12 protein-coding genes are annotated in these 18780 nt (G+C 51.2%); 11 read left to right on the top strand and 1 reads right to left on the bottom strand.

Going from position 1 to position 18780, the window contains the following annotated elements; genetic code table 11:
• Nucleotides 1–96: 96 nt before the first annotated feature.
• From DWX00_RS06480 to DWX00_RS06510, 7 genes are all read left to right on the top strand, one after another.
• Nucleotides 97–888 (top strand): shikimate kinase, encoded by a 792-nt coding sequence (locus DWX00_RS06480; protein WP_117761637.1) that lies wholly within the window; start codon nucleotides 97–99, stop codon nucleotides 886–888.
• Between the two features lie 322 nt (nucleotides 889–1210).
• Nucleotides 1211–2962 carry a peptide ABC transporter substrate-binding protein gene (locus tag DWX00_RS06485; protein WP_118594871.1) on the top strand — a complete coding sequence of 584 codons (1752 nt, stop codon included), beginning with the start codon at nucleotides 1211–1213 and terminating at the stop codon, nucleotides 2960–2962.
• A gap of 115 nt (nucleotides 2963–3077) precedes the next feature.
• Nucleotides 3078–4034 (top strand): ABC transporter permease, encoded by a 957-nt coding sequence (locus tag DWX00_RS06490; RefSeq protein WP_022462669.1) that lies wholly within the window; start codon nucleotides 3078–3080, stop codon nucleotides 4032–4034.
• 10 nt (nucleotides 4035–4044) lie between these two features.
• Entirely contained in the window at nucleotides 4045–4962 is a 918-nt protein-coding gene (locus DWX00_RS06495) for an ABC transporter permease (RefSeq protein WP_118594872.1), read from the top strand.
• Between the two features lie 18 nt (nucleotides 4963–4980).
• Nucleotides 4981–6012, top strand: a complete 1032-nt coding sequence (locus tag DWX00_RS06500; protein ID WP_118594873.1) for an ABC transporter ATP-binding protein — start codon at nucleotides 4981–4983, stop codon at nucleotides 6010–6012.
• Nucleotides 6012–7013 (top strand): ABC transporter ATP-binding protein, encoded by a 1002-nt coding sequence (locus tag DWX00_RS06505; protein ID WP_022462666.1) that lies wholly within the window; start codon nucleotides 6012–6014, stop codon nucleotides 7011–7013. Before DWX00_RS06500 ends, DWX00_RS06505 begins: the two co-directional genes overlap by 1 nt.
• Before the next feature lie 3 nt (nucleotides 7014–7016).
• Nucleotides 7017–7370: a hypothetical protein gene (locus DWX00_RS06510; protein ID WP_117802382.1), complete on the top strand. Its 354-nt coding sequence runs from the start codon at nucleotides 7017–7019 to the stop codon at nucleotides 7368–7370.
• 81 nt (nucleotides 7371–7451) lie between these two features.
• Here DWX00_RS06510 and DWX00_RS06515 read toward each other — a convergent pair whose 3' ends face one another.
• The gene (locus DWX00_RS06515; RefSeq protein ID WP_117509871.1) at nucleotides 7452–8039 is read right to left on the bottom strand and encodes an AAA family ATPase; all 588 of its coding nucleotides are present in this window, start codon (nucleotides 8037–8039) and stop codon (nucleotides 7452–7454) included.
• Nucleotides 8040–8207: 168 nt separating this feature from the next.
• Here DWX00_RS06515 and ispG point away from each other — a divergent pair, with 168 nt between their 5' ends.
• From ispG to DWX00_RS06535, 4 genes are all read left to right on the top strand, one after another.
• Entirely contained in the window at nucleotides 8208–9263 is a 1056-nt protein-coding gene (gene ispG, locus DWX00_RS06520) for a flavodoxin-dependent (E)-4-hydroxy-3-methylbut-2-enyl-diphosphate synthase (protein WP_022462663.1), read from the top strand.
• A 20-nt stretch (nucleotides 9264–9283) separates the two neighbouring features.
• Nucleotides 9284–13873, top strand: coding sequence for a PolC-type DNA polymerase III (locus DWX00_RS06525; protein ID WP_117509873.1), 4590 nt, complete (start codon nucleotides 9284–9286; stop codon nucleotides 13871–13873).
• Between the two features lie 101 nt (nucleotides 13874–13974).
• Nucleotides 13975–17550, top strand: a complete 3576-nt coding sequence (locus DWX00_RS06530) for a DUF5717 family protein (RefSeq protein WP_147398113.1) — start codon at nucleotides 13975–13977, stop codon at nucleotides 17548–17550.
• The gene (locus DWX00_RS06535; protein ID WP_118594875.1) at nucleotides 17532–18779 is read left to right on the top strand and encodes a DUF5716 family protein; all 1248 of its coding nucleotides are present in this window, start codon (nucleotides 17532–17534) and stop codon (nucleotides 18777–18779) included. Before DWX00_RS06530 ends, DWX00_RS06535 begins: the two co-directional genes overlap by 19 nt.
• Nucleotide 18780 lies beyond the last annotated feature (1 nt).

The raw sequence follows: 18780 nt of genomic DNA on the forward strand, positions 1-18780 counted from the left end.
AACTGCTATAATAACAGAAAATGTCAAAAAATACGACAAAAATACCGGAAGAGGGCTGTGCGAACAAGTACACACAAGTCTGGAAAGGATAAAAACATGAATCAGTTGGAAGTATTACGAGAGAGCCTCGGACAGTGCGATGAGATTATTCTGGATGCGCTGCTGATGAGAAACCGTATTGTCGAGGACATTATGGTATATAAAGAAGCAAATAACGTGCCGATTCTCCAGCCGGAGCAGGAAGCAAAACAGAAGGAATGGCTGGAACGCCGGATGCAGGAAAAACGCCATAAAAACGAAGTTGCGGATGTTTTCGAGAGCATCACAAGAAACAGTAAAAAGATTCAGGCAAGAAAGCTGTTCAATTATAATATTGTACTGATTGGCTTCATGGGAGCCGGAAAGAGCACCATTTCCGATTATCTCAAAACCGTGTTTGCCATGGATATCATCGAGATGGATCAGATCATCGCAGAGCGTGCCGGTATGAGCATCTCCGATATTTTTGAGACTTACGGCGAACAGTATTTCCGTGACTGCGAGACGAATCTTCTGATTGAAATGCAGTCGAGAACAAACGTTGTCATTTCGTGCGGCGGCGGAACTCCGATGCGTGAGTGCAACGTTGCGGAGATGAAAAAGAACGGCCGCGTTGTTCTTCTGACTGCAAAGCCGGAGACGATTTTAGACCGTGTCAAAGACAGCCACGACAGACCGCTGATCGAGAACAACAAAACCGTTCCGTTTATCGCAGATCTGATGAGCAAGCGCCGTGAGAAATATGAGGCCGCAGCCGACATTATCATCGAGACGGACGGAAAGAGCGAGCTGGAGATCTGTGAGGAGCTGATCCACAGCCTGCGGCAGATGGATGCAAAAGCGGAATAAAAGAGAAAAAGTAAAGAAAAAGAAGAAGGAGAATGCTGTGTGTGACGGCAGCCTCCTTCTTTTAAGTTTGATACCGAATTGTTGCGCACTTAAAAAATACAAGATCTGTAGGAAAAAGGATTGACAAAAAAGGTATTTCTCGATATTCTGATAAAAGTTGGGCTAAAATCACGTGAAAAAAGTGAAAAAACAAGGTATTATTTCGTGCTATTGTCCGAATAAGAGAAAAAATTCAGGATAATTATATGAAAAACAATGGCCCGTGTGCAGACATAGCCGGATCAGCCGGGGAGGGTCTGCGGAAAACAAAGGAGGAACACCAATGAGAAAAAGAAACAAAGTCGTTTCTCTGCTTTTGGCAGGATGCATGGCAGCCGGTCTTCTGGCCGGATGCGGAAGCAGCGGAGAGGCACAGGTAGCAACTGCTGACAATGCTACAGCGGCATCAACCAGTACTGGAGCAGCGGATTCAGCAGCACCGGAGACTGCAGGTGAAGTGGACGGACAGATCAATCTTCGCGCGGTAGCCTTTGGAAACAACTTCGATGTACAGGATATGGGATGGCGCTGGATGATGGCAGAGTGCTACGAAGGACTGATGCGTGACGTAGCAGATGAGAACGGAGACCGTTTCGAGTACGCCGGTGCAGAATCCATGGACGTATCCGACGACGGACTGGTTTATACCTTCCATTTGAGAAAGGATGCAAAATGGTCCGACGGACAGCCGGTTACCGCAGCAGATTATGAGTACGGATGGAAACGTCTGTTAAATCCGGAATACGGCTATTCCTATTCTTTCTTCCTGTTCAACGTAGTAGGAGCAGAGGAGTATTATAACGGACAGGGTTCTGCCGATGAGATCGGAATCAAAGCAGTTGACGATTACACCTTCGAGGTTACCTTAAAGGTAGCGGATCCGACCTTCCAGTCCAAGCTGGTAGCAACTCCGCTTTACCCGACCCGTCAGGATGTCGCAGAGGCAGCCGGAGACCAGTGGGGAAAAGACTGGACAAAGTGTGTCTACAACGGACCGTTTGCCATGACCAACCTGGTAGAAGATAACTCCATGACATGGGTAAAGAATGACCAGTACTGGGATAAGGACAACGTAAAACTGAATCAGGTAAACTGGTACTGTGTAGCAGAGAACGCAACAGCAGCAACCATGTTCGATAACGGACAGCTGGACGTTTTCGATGCAGCAGGCGATTACATTGCAAAATATGACAAAGAAGTAGAAGCAGGCAATATGCAGACCATGACCACCGAGTACCCGGGAACTATGGTTCTGTGCTACGAGCAGTCTGAGGGCGGAAAATCTGGTCTGATGAAAAACGTAAACATCCGCAAGGCAATTTCCTACTCCATCAACCGTGAGGAGATGGTATCAGCTGTTTACGGAAGATACACCGCAGCTTACGGCTTCGTTTCCCCGGCGATCACGCTCGACGGAACTTCCTACCGCAAGCAGGCGTCGGAGACCATGAAAGAGGAATATGAGCAGTATGCAGGAGATGCAGACAAGTTAAAAGCACTGTTCCAGAAAGGCCTTGATGAGCTTGGTATCACCGACAAACCGGAAGACATCACCATTACACTGCTGTCCCAGGGTTCTGCTACCGAGAATCAGCTCGAGAGAGAGTACCTGCAGCAGTCCATTTCCCAGAATCTGGGCGTAAAGGTAGAGCTGAACACCGTTGGCGATTACCAGATGTTTGCAAACGAGCGCGATAACAAGAACTACGATATCTTTGTAGGCGGATGGTTCAGCGATTACAACGATCCGCTGGATTTCCTGAACGTCATGAAGACAGGCGTTTATGATTCCTACGGCCTCTATAGCAACAGCGAGTACGACAGCCTGATCGATTCTCTGACCGGAGAGAACGACAACGCAAAACGCCTTGAGATTTACCAGAAGCTGGAAGATCTGCTGGTTGCACAGGATTGTGGTGTTGCACCGCTGTACTACTCTGATAAACATTACTATTATCAGAACTGGGTAAAAGATTTCTACACATCCTCCTTCGGCGCAAGCCAGGAGCTTTACAGAGCATCTGTACAGAAATAAAAAAGCAGCAAAACAGAAGAAATGAGGGAAGAAGGGCTTATGAAACAATAGGCTCTTCTTTCGCTATCATAATAAAAATTCCGGTCGGAAAAGACCGGACAGGGAGAGGATTTTTATGCCAAAATATTTACTGCGCCGTTTTGCAGAAATGCTGATCACACTGTTTCTGATTGCAACGGCCACGTTTTTCCTTCTGGAAGCGGTTCCGGGAGATCCGCTGACGGAACGTGCGAGCAAGCTCTCGCCGACCGTAAAGGAAAACCTCTATAAGCGCTACGGCCTCGACAAGCCGATGATGGAGCGCTATGTGATCACAATGAAGGGAATCTGCAAGGGAGAGTTCGGGGAATCTGTTGTCTATGCGGGACAGACGGTACAGAAGCTGATTCATGACCGTCTTCCGGTATCCGCCCGCCTTGGTATCCAGCAGGTGCTGGTCGGTATCACGATCGGTCTGCTGCTTGGAATTCTTGCGGCAATGAGGAGGGGAAGCTTCTGGGACTATATGGTGATCGCCCTGTCGGTCCTCTTGATTTCCATTCCGAACCTGATCTTTGGTCTGATGCTTCAGAAAATTTTCGCAGGTAACCTGAAGGTTCTGCCGACGATCGGCTGGCCTGCGGGAAAGGATCTGTGGTTCGGAGGATGGGAATACACGATTCTTCCGACCCTGACAGGATGCTTTTCTTATATCGCAACGTATGCGCGTCTGCTGAAAACCTCGATGCTCGATGTGATCAATCAGGATTACGTGCTGACTGCTGAATCGAAGGGCTTAAGCCGCGGACAGATTATCCGCCGCCATATCCTTCGGAACTCGTTTATCCCGGTTATCACACAGCTTCCGATGTCGGTTGCCATGTGTATCACAGGCTCCTTCTTCATCGAGAGCATCTTTTCCATCCCGGGAATCGGACAGTATTATGTGACGGCGGTCAATAACCAGGATCTTTCCATTATCATGGGAGAGACGGTTATTATCGCAGCACTTTACATCGGTGTTCTCTTTATCACGGACCTGCTGTACGTGGTCGTTGACCCGAGAATCAGTCTGACAGGAAAGAGCAGATAAGGAGGATATTATGGCAGCATTAACACCGGAAAAATTTAAAGTAATAGGATACACCGAGGAAGATGCGAACCGGATTGACCGCCCGACCATTTCCTACTGGCAGGACGCCTGGAGACGGCTCCGCAAAAATCCGATCGCAATGGGATCTCTTGTTGTGCTCGGCATTCTGTTTGTCATGGTCATCATCGGACCGCATATCAAAGGATATGATTATGTATCCATGAATATCGCCGAGAAAAACCAGGGCGTATCGTCAAAATACTGGTTTGGAACCGACAACCTGGGACGTGACCTCTTCTCAAGAGTCTGGGTCGGCGCACGGGCATCACTGATCATCGCGATCGTCGCAACGGCAATCAAACTCATCATTGGAACGGTGTATGGCGCGCTGATGGCACATTTCGGCGGCTGGGTCGATGAGGTTCTGATGCGGATCATCGAGGTTATCAACTCGATTCCGTCTCTGCTTCTTACGATTCTGATCATGATGATCCTTGGAAATAACCTGTTTGCACTCCTGGTCGCTCTTAGCGTCACCGCATGGTGTAACACGGCACGTCAGGTGCGCGGTATGATCAAACAGCTCCGTGAGACGGAATACGTTTACGCGGCGGAGGTGCTCGGTGCAAAACCGCTCCGCATCATCTTAAAACACTATGTACCGAATATGCTGGGTATCCTGATTCTGGATACGGCGACGGCAATCCCGATGTTTATTTTTACGGAGGCAGGTCTTAGCTTCCTCGGCATCGGCCTCAAGGCACCGTCGATCAGCCTTGGTGTCCTGATTTCGATGGGACAGCAGAACATGGATTTCTATCCGTCACAGCTTCTGTTCCCATGTCTCGTGCTCTGTATCATCGTTATGGCATTCAACCTTCTGGGAGACGGCCTGCGCGATGCCCTGGATCCGAGACTTCGCCAGTAATAAGTGGGAGATAACGATATGAACGAACAAAACAATCCGATTCTGGAAGTAAAAAACTTAAGAGTCTCTTATCACACCTATGCCGGTGAAGTAAAGGCAGTCCGCGGTGTACAGTTTTCTCTCGAGAAAGGTCAGGCGCTCGCAATTGTGGGCGAATCCGGCTGCGGAAAATCTGTAACGGCGAAATCCATCATGGGCCTCATCAAGGCGCCGCAGGGTGAGATTAAAGAGAACAGTGAAATTCTCTACAATGGAGAGAATATTCTGAAATACAACAAAAAACAGTGGCAGCATTACAAAGGCGGCGAGTGTGCAATCATTTTCCAGGATGCGCTGGCTTCCTTAAATCCGACGATGCGTGTCGGAAAACAGATTATGGAAAATCTGATGGGCCATAAAAACATGACAAAACAGGAAGCGGCAAAGGAGGCTGTCGAGATGCTGCGCATGGTCGGCATCCCGGAGCCGGAAAAACGTGTCAGACAGTATCCGCACGAATTTTCCGGCGGTATGCGTCAGCGTGTTATGATCGCGATTGCATTTGCCTGTGATCCGAAAATTCTGATCTGTGACGAGCCGACGACCGCACTCGATGTGACAATTCAGGGACAGATTCTCGATATTATCAAGAATCTGCAGAAGAAAAACCAGACGTCCGTTATCATGATCACACATGATCTTGGTGTTGTGGCGAATATCGCACAGAAGATTGCTGTCATGTATTCCGGTATTATCGTGGAAAGCGGAACGTGTGAGGATATTTTCTATCGTCCGCGTCACCCGTATACCTGGGCGTTGATCCGTTCCGTACCGCGTCTGGATTTGAAAAACAAGCAGGAACTCGCGACAATTCCGGGAACTCCGCCGGATCTTTTAAACCCGCCGGTCGGATGTCCGTTCTGCACGCGGTGCAGCTATTGTATGCCGATCTGTAAGGAAGAGATGCCGGAGGCAACGGAATTCGGCGGCGAGCATAAAGCTGCCTGCTGGCTCCATCACCCGATGGCACCAAAAGTAGAAATGCCAAATCTGGAAGGAGGAGAATTGTAATGGAAAATAACGAAAAAGAAGTGCTTTTTTCCGTTTCCCATCTGAAAAAATATTTTCAGGTCGGAAACCATGCGACCTTAAAGGCCGTGGATGATGTCTCCTTCGAAATTTACAAGGGTGAGACACTTGGAATGGTTGGCGAGTCCGGATGTGGAAAGACAACGTGCGGCCGTACCTGCATCGGCCTGTATGACAAGACCGACGGACAGGTGCTCTACAAGGGAACCGATGTCCATGCGTTAAACGGAAAAGAGCGGTTTGCCTTCAAAAAACAGGTACAGATGGTCTTTCAGGATCCGTATGGATCGCTTGACCCGCGTATGACAGTTGCCGATATCATCGGCGAGGGAATCGATATCCATCATCTGGCGAAGAATAAAAAAGAGCGCCAGGAGATGATCTACAAATATCTGGAACTGGTCGGACTGAACCGCGAGCATGCGAACCGTTTTGTGCACGAGTTTTCCGGCGGACAGCGCCAGCGAATCGGTATTGCGCGTGCGCTTGCCGTGCAGCCGGAGTTCATCGTTCTCGATGAGCCGATCTCCGCACTCGATGTTTCGATCCAGGCACAGATCGTCAATCTTCTTGTGGATCTGCAGAAAAAGATGGGACTGACCTATCTTTTCGTTGCCCATGATCTGTCGATGGTCAAACATATTTCCGACCGTGTGGCGGTTCTGTATCTGGGAACGCTCGTCGAGCTGACGACATCCGAGGAGCTGTACGCCAACCCGCGCCACCCGTACACACAGGCACTGCTCTCCGCGATTCCGATTCCGGACCCGAAAGTAGAGGCAGAGCGCGACCGCAAAAAAATCCGCCTCGAAGGCGAGGTGCCGAGCCCGATCAACACGAAGCCGGGCTGCAAATTCCAGGGAAGATGCAAGTACGCAAAAGACATCTGCCGACAGCAGATGCCGGAATTAAAAGACGTGGGCAACAATCACTTTGTGGCATGTCATTTCTGTGATGCGTTAGAAGAAAATAAGGAATTGTAAAACATGGAAAAGATAAAGAACATCTGCTGTGATCTCGGCAGAGCATTTACAATCGGCCTGCTCTCCGGCGGCGCTGCGGCAGCTGTGCTGCTGCTGGGAGGATTCCTCTTTGGGGGATTCACGTTCCGCGCTGCCCTTGAGGCGGCGAAAGACGGCTTGCTGCTGATCGCGGCCCTCGGCATGTTCGTGATCGCCGGAATGCTGATGGTAAAAGGCAAAAACCCGGAGAAATTCACGCAGAAGGAAAAATGGCGCGTCCACTTTGCCGTACTCGGATATAAGAGTGTGTTCGCAGTTTTCTGCGTTTCCTGGGTGCTGTGGGCGGCAGCGGCGGATTATCTTTTGTATCGGATGTGAAAATAGTTTCTATAAATAAAAAGAGAATTTTGCAGACTGTAAAAATGAGGTCCGGCAAAATTCTCTTTTTTCGTTTAGTCGTTATTCGTCTTCGAGACGGGAGATAACCATCTCCATGGATTTCTGATATTCTTCATCCGAAGAATTGTAGAACAGCATCAGATCGAGGCAGCTGCTCATTTTCTTCAGTGCTTCCGGGATGGAGTAGTCGATCGTTTTCACATATTCATCCCAGTGCTCCAGCTTCCACGTATCGCGCACGGAGTTGCGGTCGATCATGCGCTGGTGGCAGATCTCCGGTTTTGTGACAACCCAGATCACAACAAGCTTTGCCCCATGGTCAGCGAGCTTTTTGGAGAAGTCTTTCAGGAACTTCTCATCATGCACTTCGCGTGTGAATGGTGCGTTGATCAGCACAATATCGTCATACTCGAGTGCTTCCAGTCCGAAATTGACCGTTACTTCATATTCATAATCGCGGATATTCTCCTCGAAGAAATCAGAACTGCGGTTGATTTCCTGTCCGCCCGCTTTGAAAACGCGGTTCGACAGCGGAATGACCGTATCCTTGTCGAGATAAACAACGTGTTTCAGCTCCTTGGCGAGCTGTTTTGAAATGTATGTCTTTCCGCACGCCGGCGGCGAGGTTACGAGGATCATCTTTTTCATCGTTTGTATGTCTTCCTTTCCAGTTGAATCAAAAAAAATCACTCCTAGCATTATAGAAAATTTGGGAAAAAATTGCAAGAGAAAAGACGGTTGTGCCGGAGAAAAAATTGTCTTATAATAAAATAAGATTTTTATGCCATCACGGAGAAAATAAATGGAGGAAAGACAATGAGCAGAGCAAATACACGAGTTGTGAAAATCGGCGACCGGGTCATCGGAGGCGGAAATCCGATTCTGATCCAGTCCATGACGAATACCAAAACAGAAGATGTGGAGGCAACCGTAAAGCAGATCCAGGCGCTCACGGAAGCCGGATGTGACATTATCCGATGCGCCGTCCCGACCATGGAGGCAGCCAAGGCGCTGTCCGAGATCAAAAAGCAGATCTCGATTCCGCTTGTAGCAGATATTCATTTTGACTATCGATTGGCGATCGCCGCGATCGAAAACGGAGCCGATAAAATCCGCATCAACCCGGGCAACATCGGCAGCCGCGACCGGATCCAGGCGGTTGTAGATGCAGCAAAAGAACGCCAGATTCCGATCCGCGTCGGCGTCAACAGCGGTTCACTCGAAAAAGAGCTGGTGGAAAAATACAACGGCGTAACGGCAGAGGGCCTGGTGGAGAGCGCGCTCGACAAAGTGCGGATCATTGAGGAGATGGGCTATGACAATCTCGTCATCAGTATCAAATCGTCTGATGTGATGATGTGTGCAAAAGCGCATGAGCTGATCACGAACCAGACGGATCATCCGCTTCATGTCGGCATTACGGAGGCAGGAACGCTGTATTCCGGCAACATCAAATCGGCAGTGGGGCTCGGTATTATTTTATATCAGGGCATCGGAGATACGATCCGTGTTTCCCTGACCGGCGATCCGCTCGAGGAAATCAAATCCGCAAAACGGATCTTAAAGACCCTGGGACTTCGAAAAGGCGGCATTGAGGTCGTATCGTGTCCGACCTGCGGACGGACCCAGATTGACCTGATCGGATTGGCAAACCAGGTGGAAACACTGGTGCAGGGCTACGATCTTGATATCAAGGTTGCCGTCATGGGCTGCGTGGTCAACGGACCGGGCGAGGCAAAAGAGGCGGATCTTGGTGTTGCAGGCGGAAAAGGCGTCGGCATTTTAATTAAAAAAGGTGAAATCGTGAAAAAAGTACCGGAGAGCGAGCTGCTGTCCGTCTTAAAGGACGAGCTGGATCACTGGGGCAAGTAAAAAAGAAAGCAGGAATAGGAATGGAAAAACAGTTTCAGGAAGTATTTCCGGATTTGAGAATCGAAGGGGGCATGGCAGAGCTTCTCGATACCGTGGAGGTTTCGCGGGTATCGATCAATAAGAAAAAAGATCTGCTGCGGATCTATGTGGTCAGCCATCAGTGGATTCACAAAAAATATATTTATCAGCTGGAGCGCCAGATCGAGGAGCAGCTCTTTTCCAACGTGCCGCTGCGCGTGAAGATTATTGAGCGGTTCTATCTGTCGCGCCAGTATACGCCGGAAAACTTTCTGGAGGTGTACCGTCCGAGTATCCTGCTCGAGCTGAAAAACCACAGTGTCTTTCTGAATCATCTGTTTTCGACTGCCGAGATTACCTTCCCGGAGACGAACAAAATGCACCTGGTGCTCGTGGATTCCGTTGTGGCAAAGGAGCGCGAGGAGGAGCTGGTCCACATTCTCGAGAAAATCTTCTGTGAGCGGTGCGGCTTCGACCTGATCGTGGAAACCGAGATGAGAAAGCCGGAGGGCGAGAGCCGCGCCATGAGAAATTCCGAGCTCCGCATCCGGGAGGAAGTGCGCCACGTTCTGGCGCATACCCATTACGGTGAGATGCTCGGCGAAAAAGAGCAGAACCGGATGGAAGAGCAGGCGGAAGCAGCAGGCGAACAGCCAAAAGCAGCCGCAGCAGCCAAGGACGGCGAGGCGAAAAAAGAAAAAGCAGCAGACGGCGGAAGGGGAAAAGGTTTTTCCGGCGGCGGACGCGGTTCCTTCAAAAAAGGCAAGGGCAGTTTCGGCCGGAATGCGGACAATCAGCCGCGCAAATCCTCCAATCCGGATGTGCTGTACGGAAGAGATTTCGAGGATGAGAGCGTGGAGATTCTGAAAATCGGCGATGAGATCGGTGATGTTGTCATCCGAGGAAGAGTCCAGAGTGTGGATATGCGCGAAATCCGGAATGAGCGTACGATTTTCATGTTCACGATCACCGACTTTACAGATACCATCGGCGTCAAGATTTTCGTCCAGAACGCGGAAGTGCCGGAATTAAAGGATGCGATCAAAAAAGGCGCGTTCATTAAAGTAAAAGGAAAAACGACGGTTGATGCATTTGACCACGATCTGACGGTTATGTCTGTCTGGGGCATCAAGAAGATCACCGATTTCCGTACCGGCCGTCAGGATACGAGTCCGGTGAAGCGTGTGGAGCTGCACTGCCATACAAAGATGAGCGATATGGACGGTGTCACCGATGCTGCCCGTCTGGTACAGCGTGCCTACGAGTGGGGCCATCCGGCGATCGCGATCACCGATCACGGCGTGGTGCAGTCCTTCCCGGAGGCAAACCATGCGATCGAGGCGATCGACGGCGCTTACCGGAAAAAATACCAGGCAGAGCACCCGGATGCGACAAAAGATGAGCTGAAAAAAGTTTCGGCTCCGTTCAAGGTCATCTACGGCATGGAGGCTTATCTCGTCGACGACTTGAAAGATATCGTTGTCAACAGCAAAGGACAGGACATCCACGGAAGCTACGTTGTTTTCGATATCGAGACGACGGGATTTTCCCCGGTTGTCAACAAAATCATTGAGATCGGCGCCGTCCGTGTGGAAAACGGAGCGATTGTCGATAAGTTTTCCACCTTCGTCAATCCGAAAGTCCCGATCCCGTTCCGGATTGAGAATCTGACCGGCATCAACGACAACATGGTTCTTGACGCGCCGGACATCGAAACGGTGCTGCCGAAATTCCTGGAGTTCAGTGAGGGAGCCGTTATGGTTGCCCACAATGCTTCGTTCGATATGAGCTTTATCGAGCACAACTGCGTCCTGCAGGGGATCGAGCGGGAATTTACAACGGCGGACACCGTCGCCATGGCGCGTTTCCTGCTGCCGGGCCTGAACCGTTTCAAGCTGGATACCGTTGCGAAGGCGGTCGGCGTATCGTTGGAAAACCATCACCGTGCGGTGGACGATGCCGGCTGTACGGCGGAAATTTTCGTGAAATTCGTAAAAATGCTGGAGGAGCGCAATATTCTGACTCTGGATGATCTGAATGCGCAGGGAAAAGTATCGGAGGAGGCTGTGCGCAAGCTTCCATCGTACCATGCGATCATTCTGGCAAAGAACGAGACGGGACGTGTCAATCTGTACCGCCTCGTGTCGGAATCCCACCTGAAATACTACAACCGCCGGCCGAAGCTGCCAAAGAGCGTCTACCTGAAATACCAGGACGGTCTGATGATCGGATCTGCCTGCGAGGCGGGCGAACTCTACCAGGCAATCCTGCGCGGTGAACCGGATGCGGCGATTGCGCGTCTCGTGGACTTCTACGATTATCTGGAAATCCAGCCGATCGGCAACAACGCGTTCATGATCAAAAAAGAGGACGTTTCTGCCGTAGAGAGCGAGGAGGATTTAAAGGAGATCAACAGGCGCATCGTCAAACTTGGCGAGCAGTTCCATAAGCCTGTTGTGGCAACGTGCGACGTCCACTTCATGGATCCGCAGGACGAGATCTACCGCCGCATCATCATGACCGGAAAAGGTTTTGACGACGCGGATGAGCAGGCACCGCTGTTCCTGCGCACCACCGAGGAGATGCTTGAAGAGTTTTCGTATCTCGGAAGTGAGAAAGCGGAGGAGGTCGTCATCACCAATCCGCGCAAAATCTCCGACCTTGTCGAGAAAATCTCCCCGATCCGTGCCGGAAAATTCCCGCCGGTCATCGAGGATTCCGACAAGACACTGCGGAGAATCTGTTACGACCGCGCGCATGAAATCTACGGCGAGGAGCTGCCGGAGATCGTTTCCGCGCGCCTCGAACGGGAGCTGAACTCCATTATTTCCAACGGATATGCCGTTATGTACATCATCGCACAGAAACTAGTGTGGAAGTCGAACGAGGACGGCTACCTCGTAGGATCGCGTGGTTCCGTCGGTTCCTCGTTCGTTGCGACGATGGCGGGAATCACGGAGGTAAACCCGTTGAGCCCGCATTACTACTGCGAGTCGTGCCATTACAGCGAGTTCGATTCGCCGCGCGTCAAAGAGTACGTCGGCCGTGCCGGATGCGATATGCCGGACGCCGTCTGCCCGAACTGCGGCAAGCCGCTGAAAAAAGCCGGATTTGACATTCCGTTCGAGACGTTCCTTGGATTCAAGGGAAACAAAGAGCCGGATATCGACCTGAACTTTTCCGGTGATTACCAGAGTAAGGCGCACAAATACACAGAGGTTATTTTCGGCGCCGGTCAGACGTTCCGTGCGGGAACCATCGGTACGCTGGCGGATAAAACAGCGTTCGGTTACGTGAAGAACTATTACGAAGAGCGCGGCCAGCACAAACGGAACTGCGAGATCGACCGTATCGTGGAAGGATGCACCGGAATCCGCCGTACAACCGGCCAGCACCCGGGCGGTATCATCGTTCTGCCGTTCGGTGAGGATATCAACTCCTTCACCCCGGTGCAGCATCCGGCGAACGATATGACAACCGACATCATTACGACCCATTTCGATTACCACTCCATTGATGCCAACCTCTTAAAGCTCGACATTCTCGGACACGATGATCCGACCATGATCCGTATGCTCGAGGATATCACGCACCTTGATGCGCAGACGATTCCGCTCGATAACCCGGAGGTCATGTCGCTGTTCAAGAGCACCGAGGCGCTTGGCATCAAGCCGGAGGACATCGGCGGCTGCCCGCTTGGATGTCTTGGCGTGCCGGAGTTCGGTACCGATTTCGTTATCCAGATGCTTCTGGACACGAAGCCGCAGTCGTTCTCTGACCTGATCCGTATCTCCGGTCTGTCGCACGGAACCGACGTATGGCTCGGCAATGCGCAGACCCTGATCGAGGAGGGCAAGGCGACGATTTCCACCGCCATCTGTACCCGGGACGATATCATGATCTACCTGATCGACAAGGGACTCGAAAGTGAGCTTTCCTTTACGATCATGGAGAGTGTGCGAAAAGGAAAGGGCTTAAAACCGGAGTGGGAAGAGGAGATGAAGGCCCACGATGTGCCGGACTGGTACATCTGGTCATGTAAAAAGATCAAGTACATGTTCCCGAAAGCCCACGCGGCGGCGTACGTCATGATGGCGTACCGCATCGCTTACTATAAAATTTTCTATCCGCTGGCGTACTATGCGGCGTACTTCTCCATTCGTGCGTCCGCATTCTCCTACGAGCTCATGTGCATGGGACGCGACCGGCTGGAATATTATATGAAAGATTACGAAAAACGGAAAGACACGCTGACTCAGAAGGAGCAGGCAACTGTCAAGGATATGAAGATTGTCCAGGAAATGTACGCCCGCGGCTTCGATTTCGTGCCGGTGGACCTCTATAAGGCACAGGCGCACCGCTTCCAGGTCTACGATGACAAACATCTGATGCCGGCGCTCGACTCGATCGAGGGTCTGGGCGACAAGGCGGCCGACGCCGTTGTCCTTGCGGCACGAAACGGAAAATTCCTCTCGAAAGATGATTTCCGCGACCGCACCAAGGTCAGCAAGACGATTATCGACTTTATGGCGGACCTCGGTGTCTTCGGAGATCTGCCCGAAAGCAACCAGTTTTCGCTGTTCGACTATTAAAAGGAGCGTCCCCTTTCCGTTGCAATCCCGTGCGTCTTGGGGTATAATCAGACGTTGTGGAAAAGAACGAAAACGATTTAGATAAAATAAGGTGAAAAACATTGAGAAGAAGATTGGAACAACTGCTGAACGGCAGATTTGAATATGAGGTTCCCCATCTGCTGCTGTCCGAGACGGAGGTGGCCCTGACGCTGGACGAGGGGCAGAATTTCCGCGGAGAGCTGAATATCGGAGCGGAAGACGGGAGAAGAGTAAAAGGAATTGTGACCACAGATCATCAGAGAATCGTTCTGGCGAAAAATCAGTTCCAGGGAACGGCGAGTACGATTGAGTACGGCGTGGATACCAGCGGATTAAAAGCAGGCGATGAAATCTGTGGAAACATCACCGTCAGCAGCAATCTGGAGGAACGCTGCGTGCGGGTACACGTCTCGATTGCGGGAAAGACAATGAACATTTCCGGGCAGGAGATTCATTCCCTGGCAGATTTTGTGCATCTGGCAAGCCATGATTTCGGCGCAGCGTACCGCTTCTTTGTAAAAAAAGAGTTTGCACGTCTTCTTCAGAAAGAGGCACCGGAGCAGATGGCACTTTATCAGGGACTGTCCCACAAGCCGGTGACATTTCAGCACCTGGAGGAATTTCTGGTTGCCCTCGGTCAGAAAGAGCCGGTGATGCTTTCGGCGGAACAGCCGGAGAAAACTGTGCTTACCGTGGACCAGCCGCGCAAGGAAACACTGTATCTGTATAAAAATACCTGGGGCTACGTCCGCATGGAAATCGAGGTGCAGGGAGACTTTCTGGAAGTGGAAAAGAAAGTCGTCACTTCAGAAGATTTCATCGGAAGCGTCTACGGTGTGGAATACATTATCCATCAGGAGAAAATCGGAAACGGCCGCCATTACGGCAGAATTACGGTGCGTCAGGGAAAACAGGAGCTTCGCTTTGAACTGGAAGTGACAAACAGCGAAAAACATGTGACCAGCAGGAAAAATACGGAGCGCGACCGTCAGATAACTGCCATCGCGCGCGGCTATCTCGATCTGGCAGTCCATAAACGCGACTACCGTACCTGGTATCAGGACACCTGGGAGGCCATCGAGCAGTTCGAAAAAGCCGGCGGAGACATGGCGTGGGTGACGCTGGGAAAAGCATGGCTGTACGAGAGCCATGAGGAAACCGGAAAAGCAAGAGAAACGCTTTCTTACGTAAAAGAGCATCAGGAACTGCTGGACACCGCGGAGAAAAAAGGAGCGTACCTGTATCTGGCATGGAAGCTGAAAATGGAAGTGGGCCATACCGGGCTGGTATCACGCCTTGGAACACTGATGCGGCAGGAGAGTGCAAGCTATTTTCTGTTAAAGCTTGCCATTGATGCCGACGATTCCTGGCAGCAGTCGCTGACCCGTCAGCTCTACGCGATGGAACTTTGCTATGAGTGCGGGTGCAAGAGCCCGCTTCTGTATCTGGATGCGGCACAGCTCTATCTCCGCCAGGAGGGACAGCTCCGCCGGATTTCGCCGTTCACCGTTCAGGTGCTGAAATTTGCGCAGAAAGAAGGCATTTTAAGCGGGGAACTGTTAAAACGGGCCGCTTATCTTACAGAGACGATGAAAACGTTCGATGAGAATGTCTATCAGATTCTGACTGCGGGCTATGAGCGTTTTCCATCCGATGAAGTGCTCGAAGCCATCTGCAAACTGGTGATGAAGGGCCGCCCGGTGCGGAAGGAATATTTCCCGTGGTATGCAAAAGCCGTGGAGCGGAACATCCGCATCACGCGCCTGTACGAGTACTATATCGAAACGATGGATGCGTCGTTCGACGAGGTCCTTCCGCAGGTCATCCGGATGTATTTCTCCTACAGCAACACACTGGCAGGCCAGAAGAAAGCGCTGATCTACGCCAACGTGATCAAAAACCGCGAAAAAGACCGCCATACATTCCAGAGCTACCGCCCGGCGATGGAGGTTTTCACGGCAAGACAGATCCAGAAAGGCCGCATGAACCGCGAATACGCCGCACTGTACCGGACTTTTCTGAAAAAACCGGAAGATCCCGACAGCGCAAAAGCGATCGCAAATGTGCTGTTTACCCATCATGTAACGTGTGAAAATCCGAAAATCACGCGTGTGATCGTCTGCCATCCGGCGATGGGGGGCGAAACGTCCTATCCGATGACGGAACGGGGTGCTTATATCCGTCTGTACGGCAAAAAAGCGCGGATTCTTCTCGAAGATGAGCAGCGCAGAAGATATGCGGTGACAGAAACCTGCCGCGTAGAGCCATTGTTTACGGATGAAGAGCTTGCCCGTGCCTGCGGCGGTTTTGCCATTGAAAATCCGGGTCTGCTGCTGCACCTGTGCGGGGAGCAGGAAGAGGAGATGCAGCTTACCGCAGAAAATCTTGCCTGGTATCAGCAGGCAGCGCGCACGAGCGCATTTTCCAGTGCTTACCGGAAAACAGTGCGTCAGAAACTGCTGGAATACTATCTTGCCCATCCGGATGAGCGTGAGACCGAGGCAGCTGTTGCAGAGCTGGAGGACAGCGCTTACGCAAAGGTGGACCGTATTTCTACGATCGAGCTTCTGGTACGCTACGGCTGTTACAGCCGCGCCTTTGCCCTGACGGATCGGTACGGCTACGAAAAGATCCCGGTGTCGTGTCTCTTCCGTCTGGCGCATGCGATGATTCTGGAAAAAGAGTTTACAGAGGACGAGGAGCTTCTCTATCTGGCATCCTACGTGGTAAAACAGGGCATCTACGATGAAATCGTATTGTGCTATCTGAGAGATTATTTCACCGGTTCTATTGAGGATATGTGCAGTTTATGGGATAAAATCCGCGGCTTCCAGATGGAAAGCGACAAGCTGGAGGAGCGCATTCTGACATGGTCCGTCTTTGTGCGCAGCCACCCGAAGTGGGAGCAGGAAATGCTGGAGAGCTACATCCGCCAGAGCGGAAAAGAGCACGTCATTCTGGCATACCTGACGTATCTTGCGATCGGCTATTTTATGGACGGAAAACCGCTTTCGGATCAGATGTTTGACTACTTGGACCGAGCCTGGAAACAGGGCTGGGAGCTGGACGAGATCTGCCGTCTTGCAATGCTGAAACATCTTTCCACGAAGCCGCAGCTTTCGGAGGAGGAAGAAAAAGAGGCGCATACCCTGCTTCTGGCGTTTACGAAACAGGGACTCCGCTTTGCCTTCTACAAGGATCTGCCGGAGCACCTGACCGAAGGCTTCCAGATCGGCGACCGCATGTTCATCGAGGAGCGCCAGAGAGCGGAGGCAAAGGTGACGATTCATTACCGGACAAACGCCGAAGAAACATGGAAGAGCGAACCGATGCGCAATATGTATCAGGGCATTTTTGTGAAAGAGTTTCTGCTGTTCTACGGCGAGAAAATGGAGTATTACCTGACCTTTACGAACCGTCAGGGTGAGGGAAAAACAGAGGTGAAAACCGTCTCCATGACCGGCGAACCAAAAGCAGGAAAGACGCGGTACCAGCTTCTGAATCAGATGAAAGCAGCGCGCGTGGCAGGAGATTCGGAAAAAGCAGAAAAAGCATTCCGAAAGTATCTGCAGCAGGAGGCTCTGGTTCGGAACTGTTTTGCACTTGTGGATGAAAAGAAGCAGCAGGAGGATACGACATGGAACAGAAAAATTTAATTTTAGGATTTGATTTTGGAGAGAAATATTCCCAGTTCTGCTGCTATGACAGGGGAACCCATACGGCCGTCTCCATCCCGGTAAAAGAAGGAGAAGAGGCGGTGGAATTTCCGACCGCCATTGCCAAAAAACGGAATGAGGAAACGTGGAAAACAGGACCGGATGCAGAAAAATCTGCTCACGCGGAAAACGGCATCTGGCTGGACAATCTGTACGAGATCTGCATGGGATCCCGCATCTGCCAGATCGAAAACCGGGATTATACGCCGGGAGAAGTCCTTGGCACGTTCCTTCGCGAAGCATTGAAGATGATCGGCATCGAGCGCCCGGACCAGCAGATCCAGGCGATGATGATCACCACGGGCCATCTGACCCGTCCATTTGTGGAAAATGTGCGTGAAGCATACAAGATAATCGGACTGCCGCGCGGCAGAGCCTACCTGCAGGAGCATGACGAGAGCTTTTACTGCCATGTGCTGAACCAGAAGCCGGAGCTCTGGAGCCGTAAAGTCGGTCTGTTTTTCCTGAAAGATGAGGAAGCATCGTTTTCTGAACTTTCCATCAGCCGTAAAACGAAGCCGGCAACTGTGACCGTAAAACGGGGGCCAAAAGCCGCACTTTCGATCGAGCCGATGGAGCGCGACCGCGATTTCTGCCATCTGATGGGAGAAGCGATGGGGAATGAAATTTATTCCAGCGTATTTCTGGTGAGCGAGGAGTTCGACCTTGCCTGGGCCGACAACTCTCTGCGTCAGTTAAAGAAAAACCAGAGAAGAATCTTCGGCGGAACGAACCTGTTTGCACAGGGCGCCTGCTTTTCCGCGCGCGAAAAAGTGGAGGAGCGCCGCTTAAAGGGCTATCTCTTCCTCGGAAATGACCTCGTGCGCTACAACATCGGCATGGAGATGACGATTAATGGCTCTCCGGCATACTATGCGCTGATTGCAGCCGGTGTGAACTGGTATGAAGCAGAAAAAGAATGTGAGCTGATCCTCGACGGAACGGAGGAGCTGGAATTTATTGTAAGTTCCATGGAAAGCGGAAAACGAAACCGCTATACCATGAAGCTGGACGGGCTGCCCAAACGGCCGCCGAAGACAACACGGATCCGTCTGCGTCTGGAGTATGATTCTCCGGTTACGTGTCAGATCACCGCAGAGGATTTAGGTTTTGGCGATATGTTCCCGGCAAGTCACAAAATCTGGCACGAGACGATGGGGGAGGTGTAAA

This window comes from Blautia sp. AF17-9LB (assembly GCF_003479185.1).
Lineage (GTDB): Bacteria > Bacillota > Clostridia > Lachnospirales > Lachnospiraceae > Fusicatenibacter > Fusicatenibacter saccharivorans.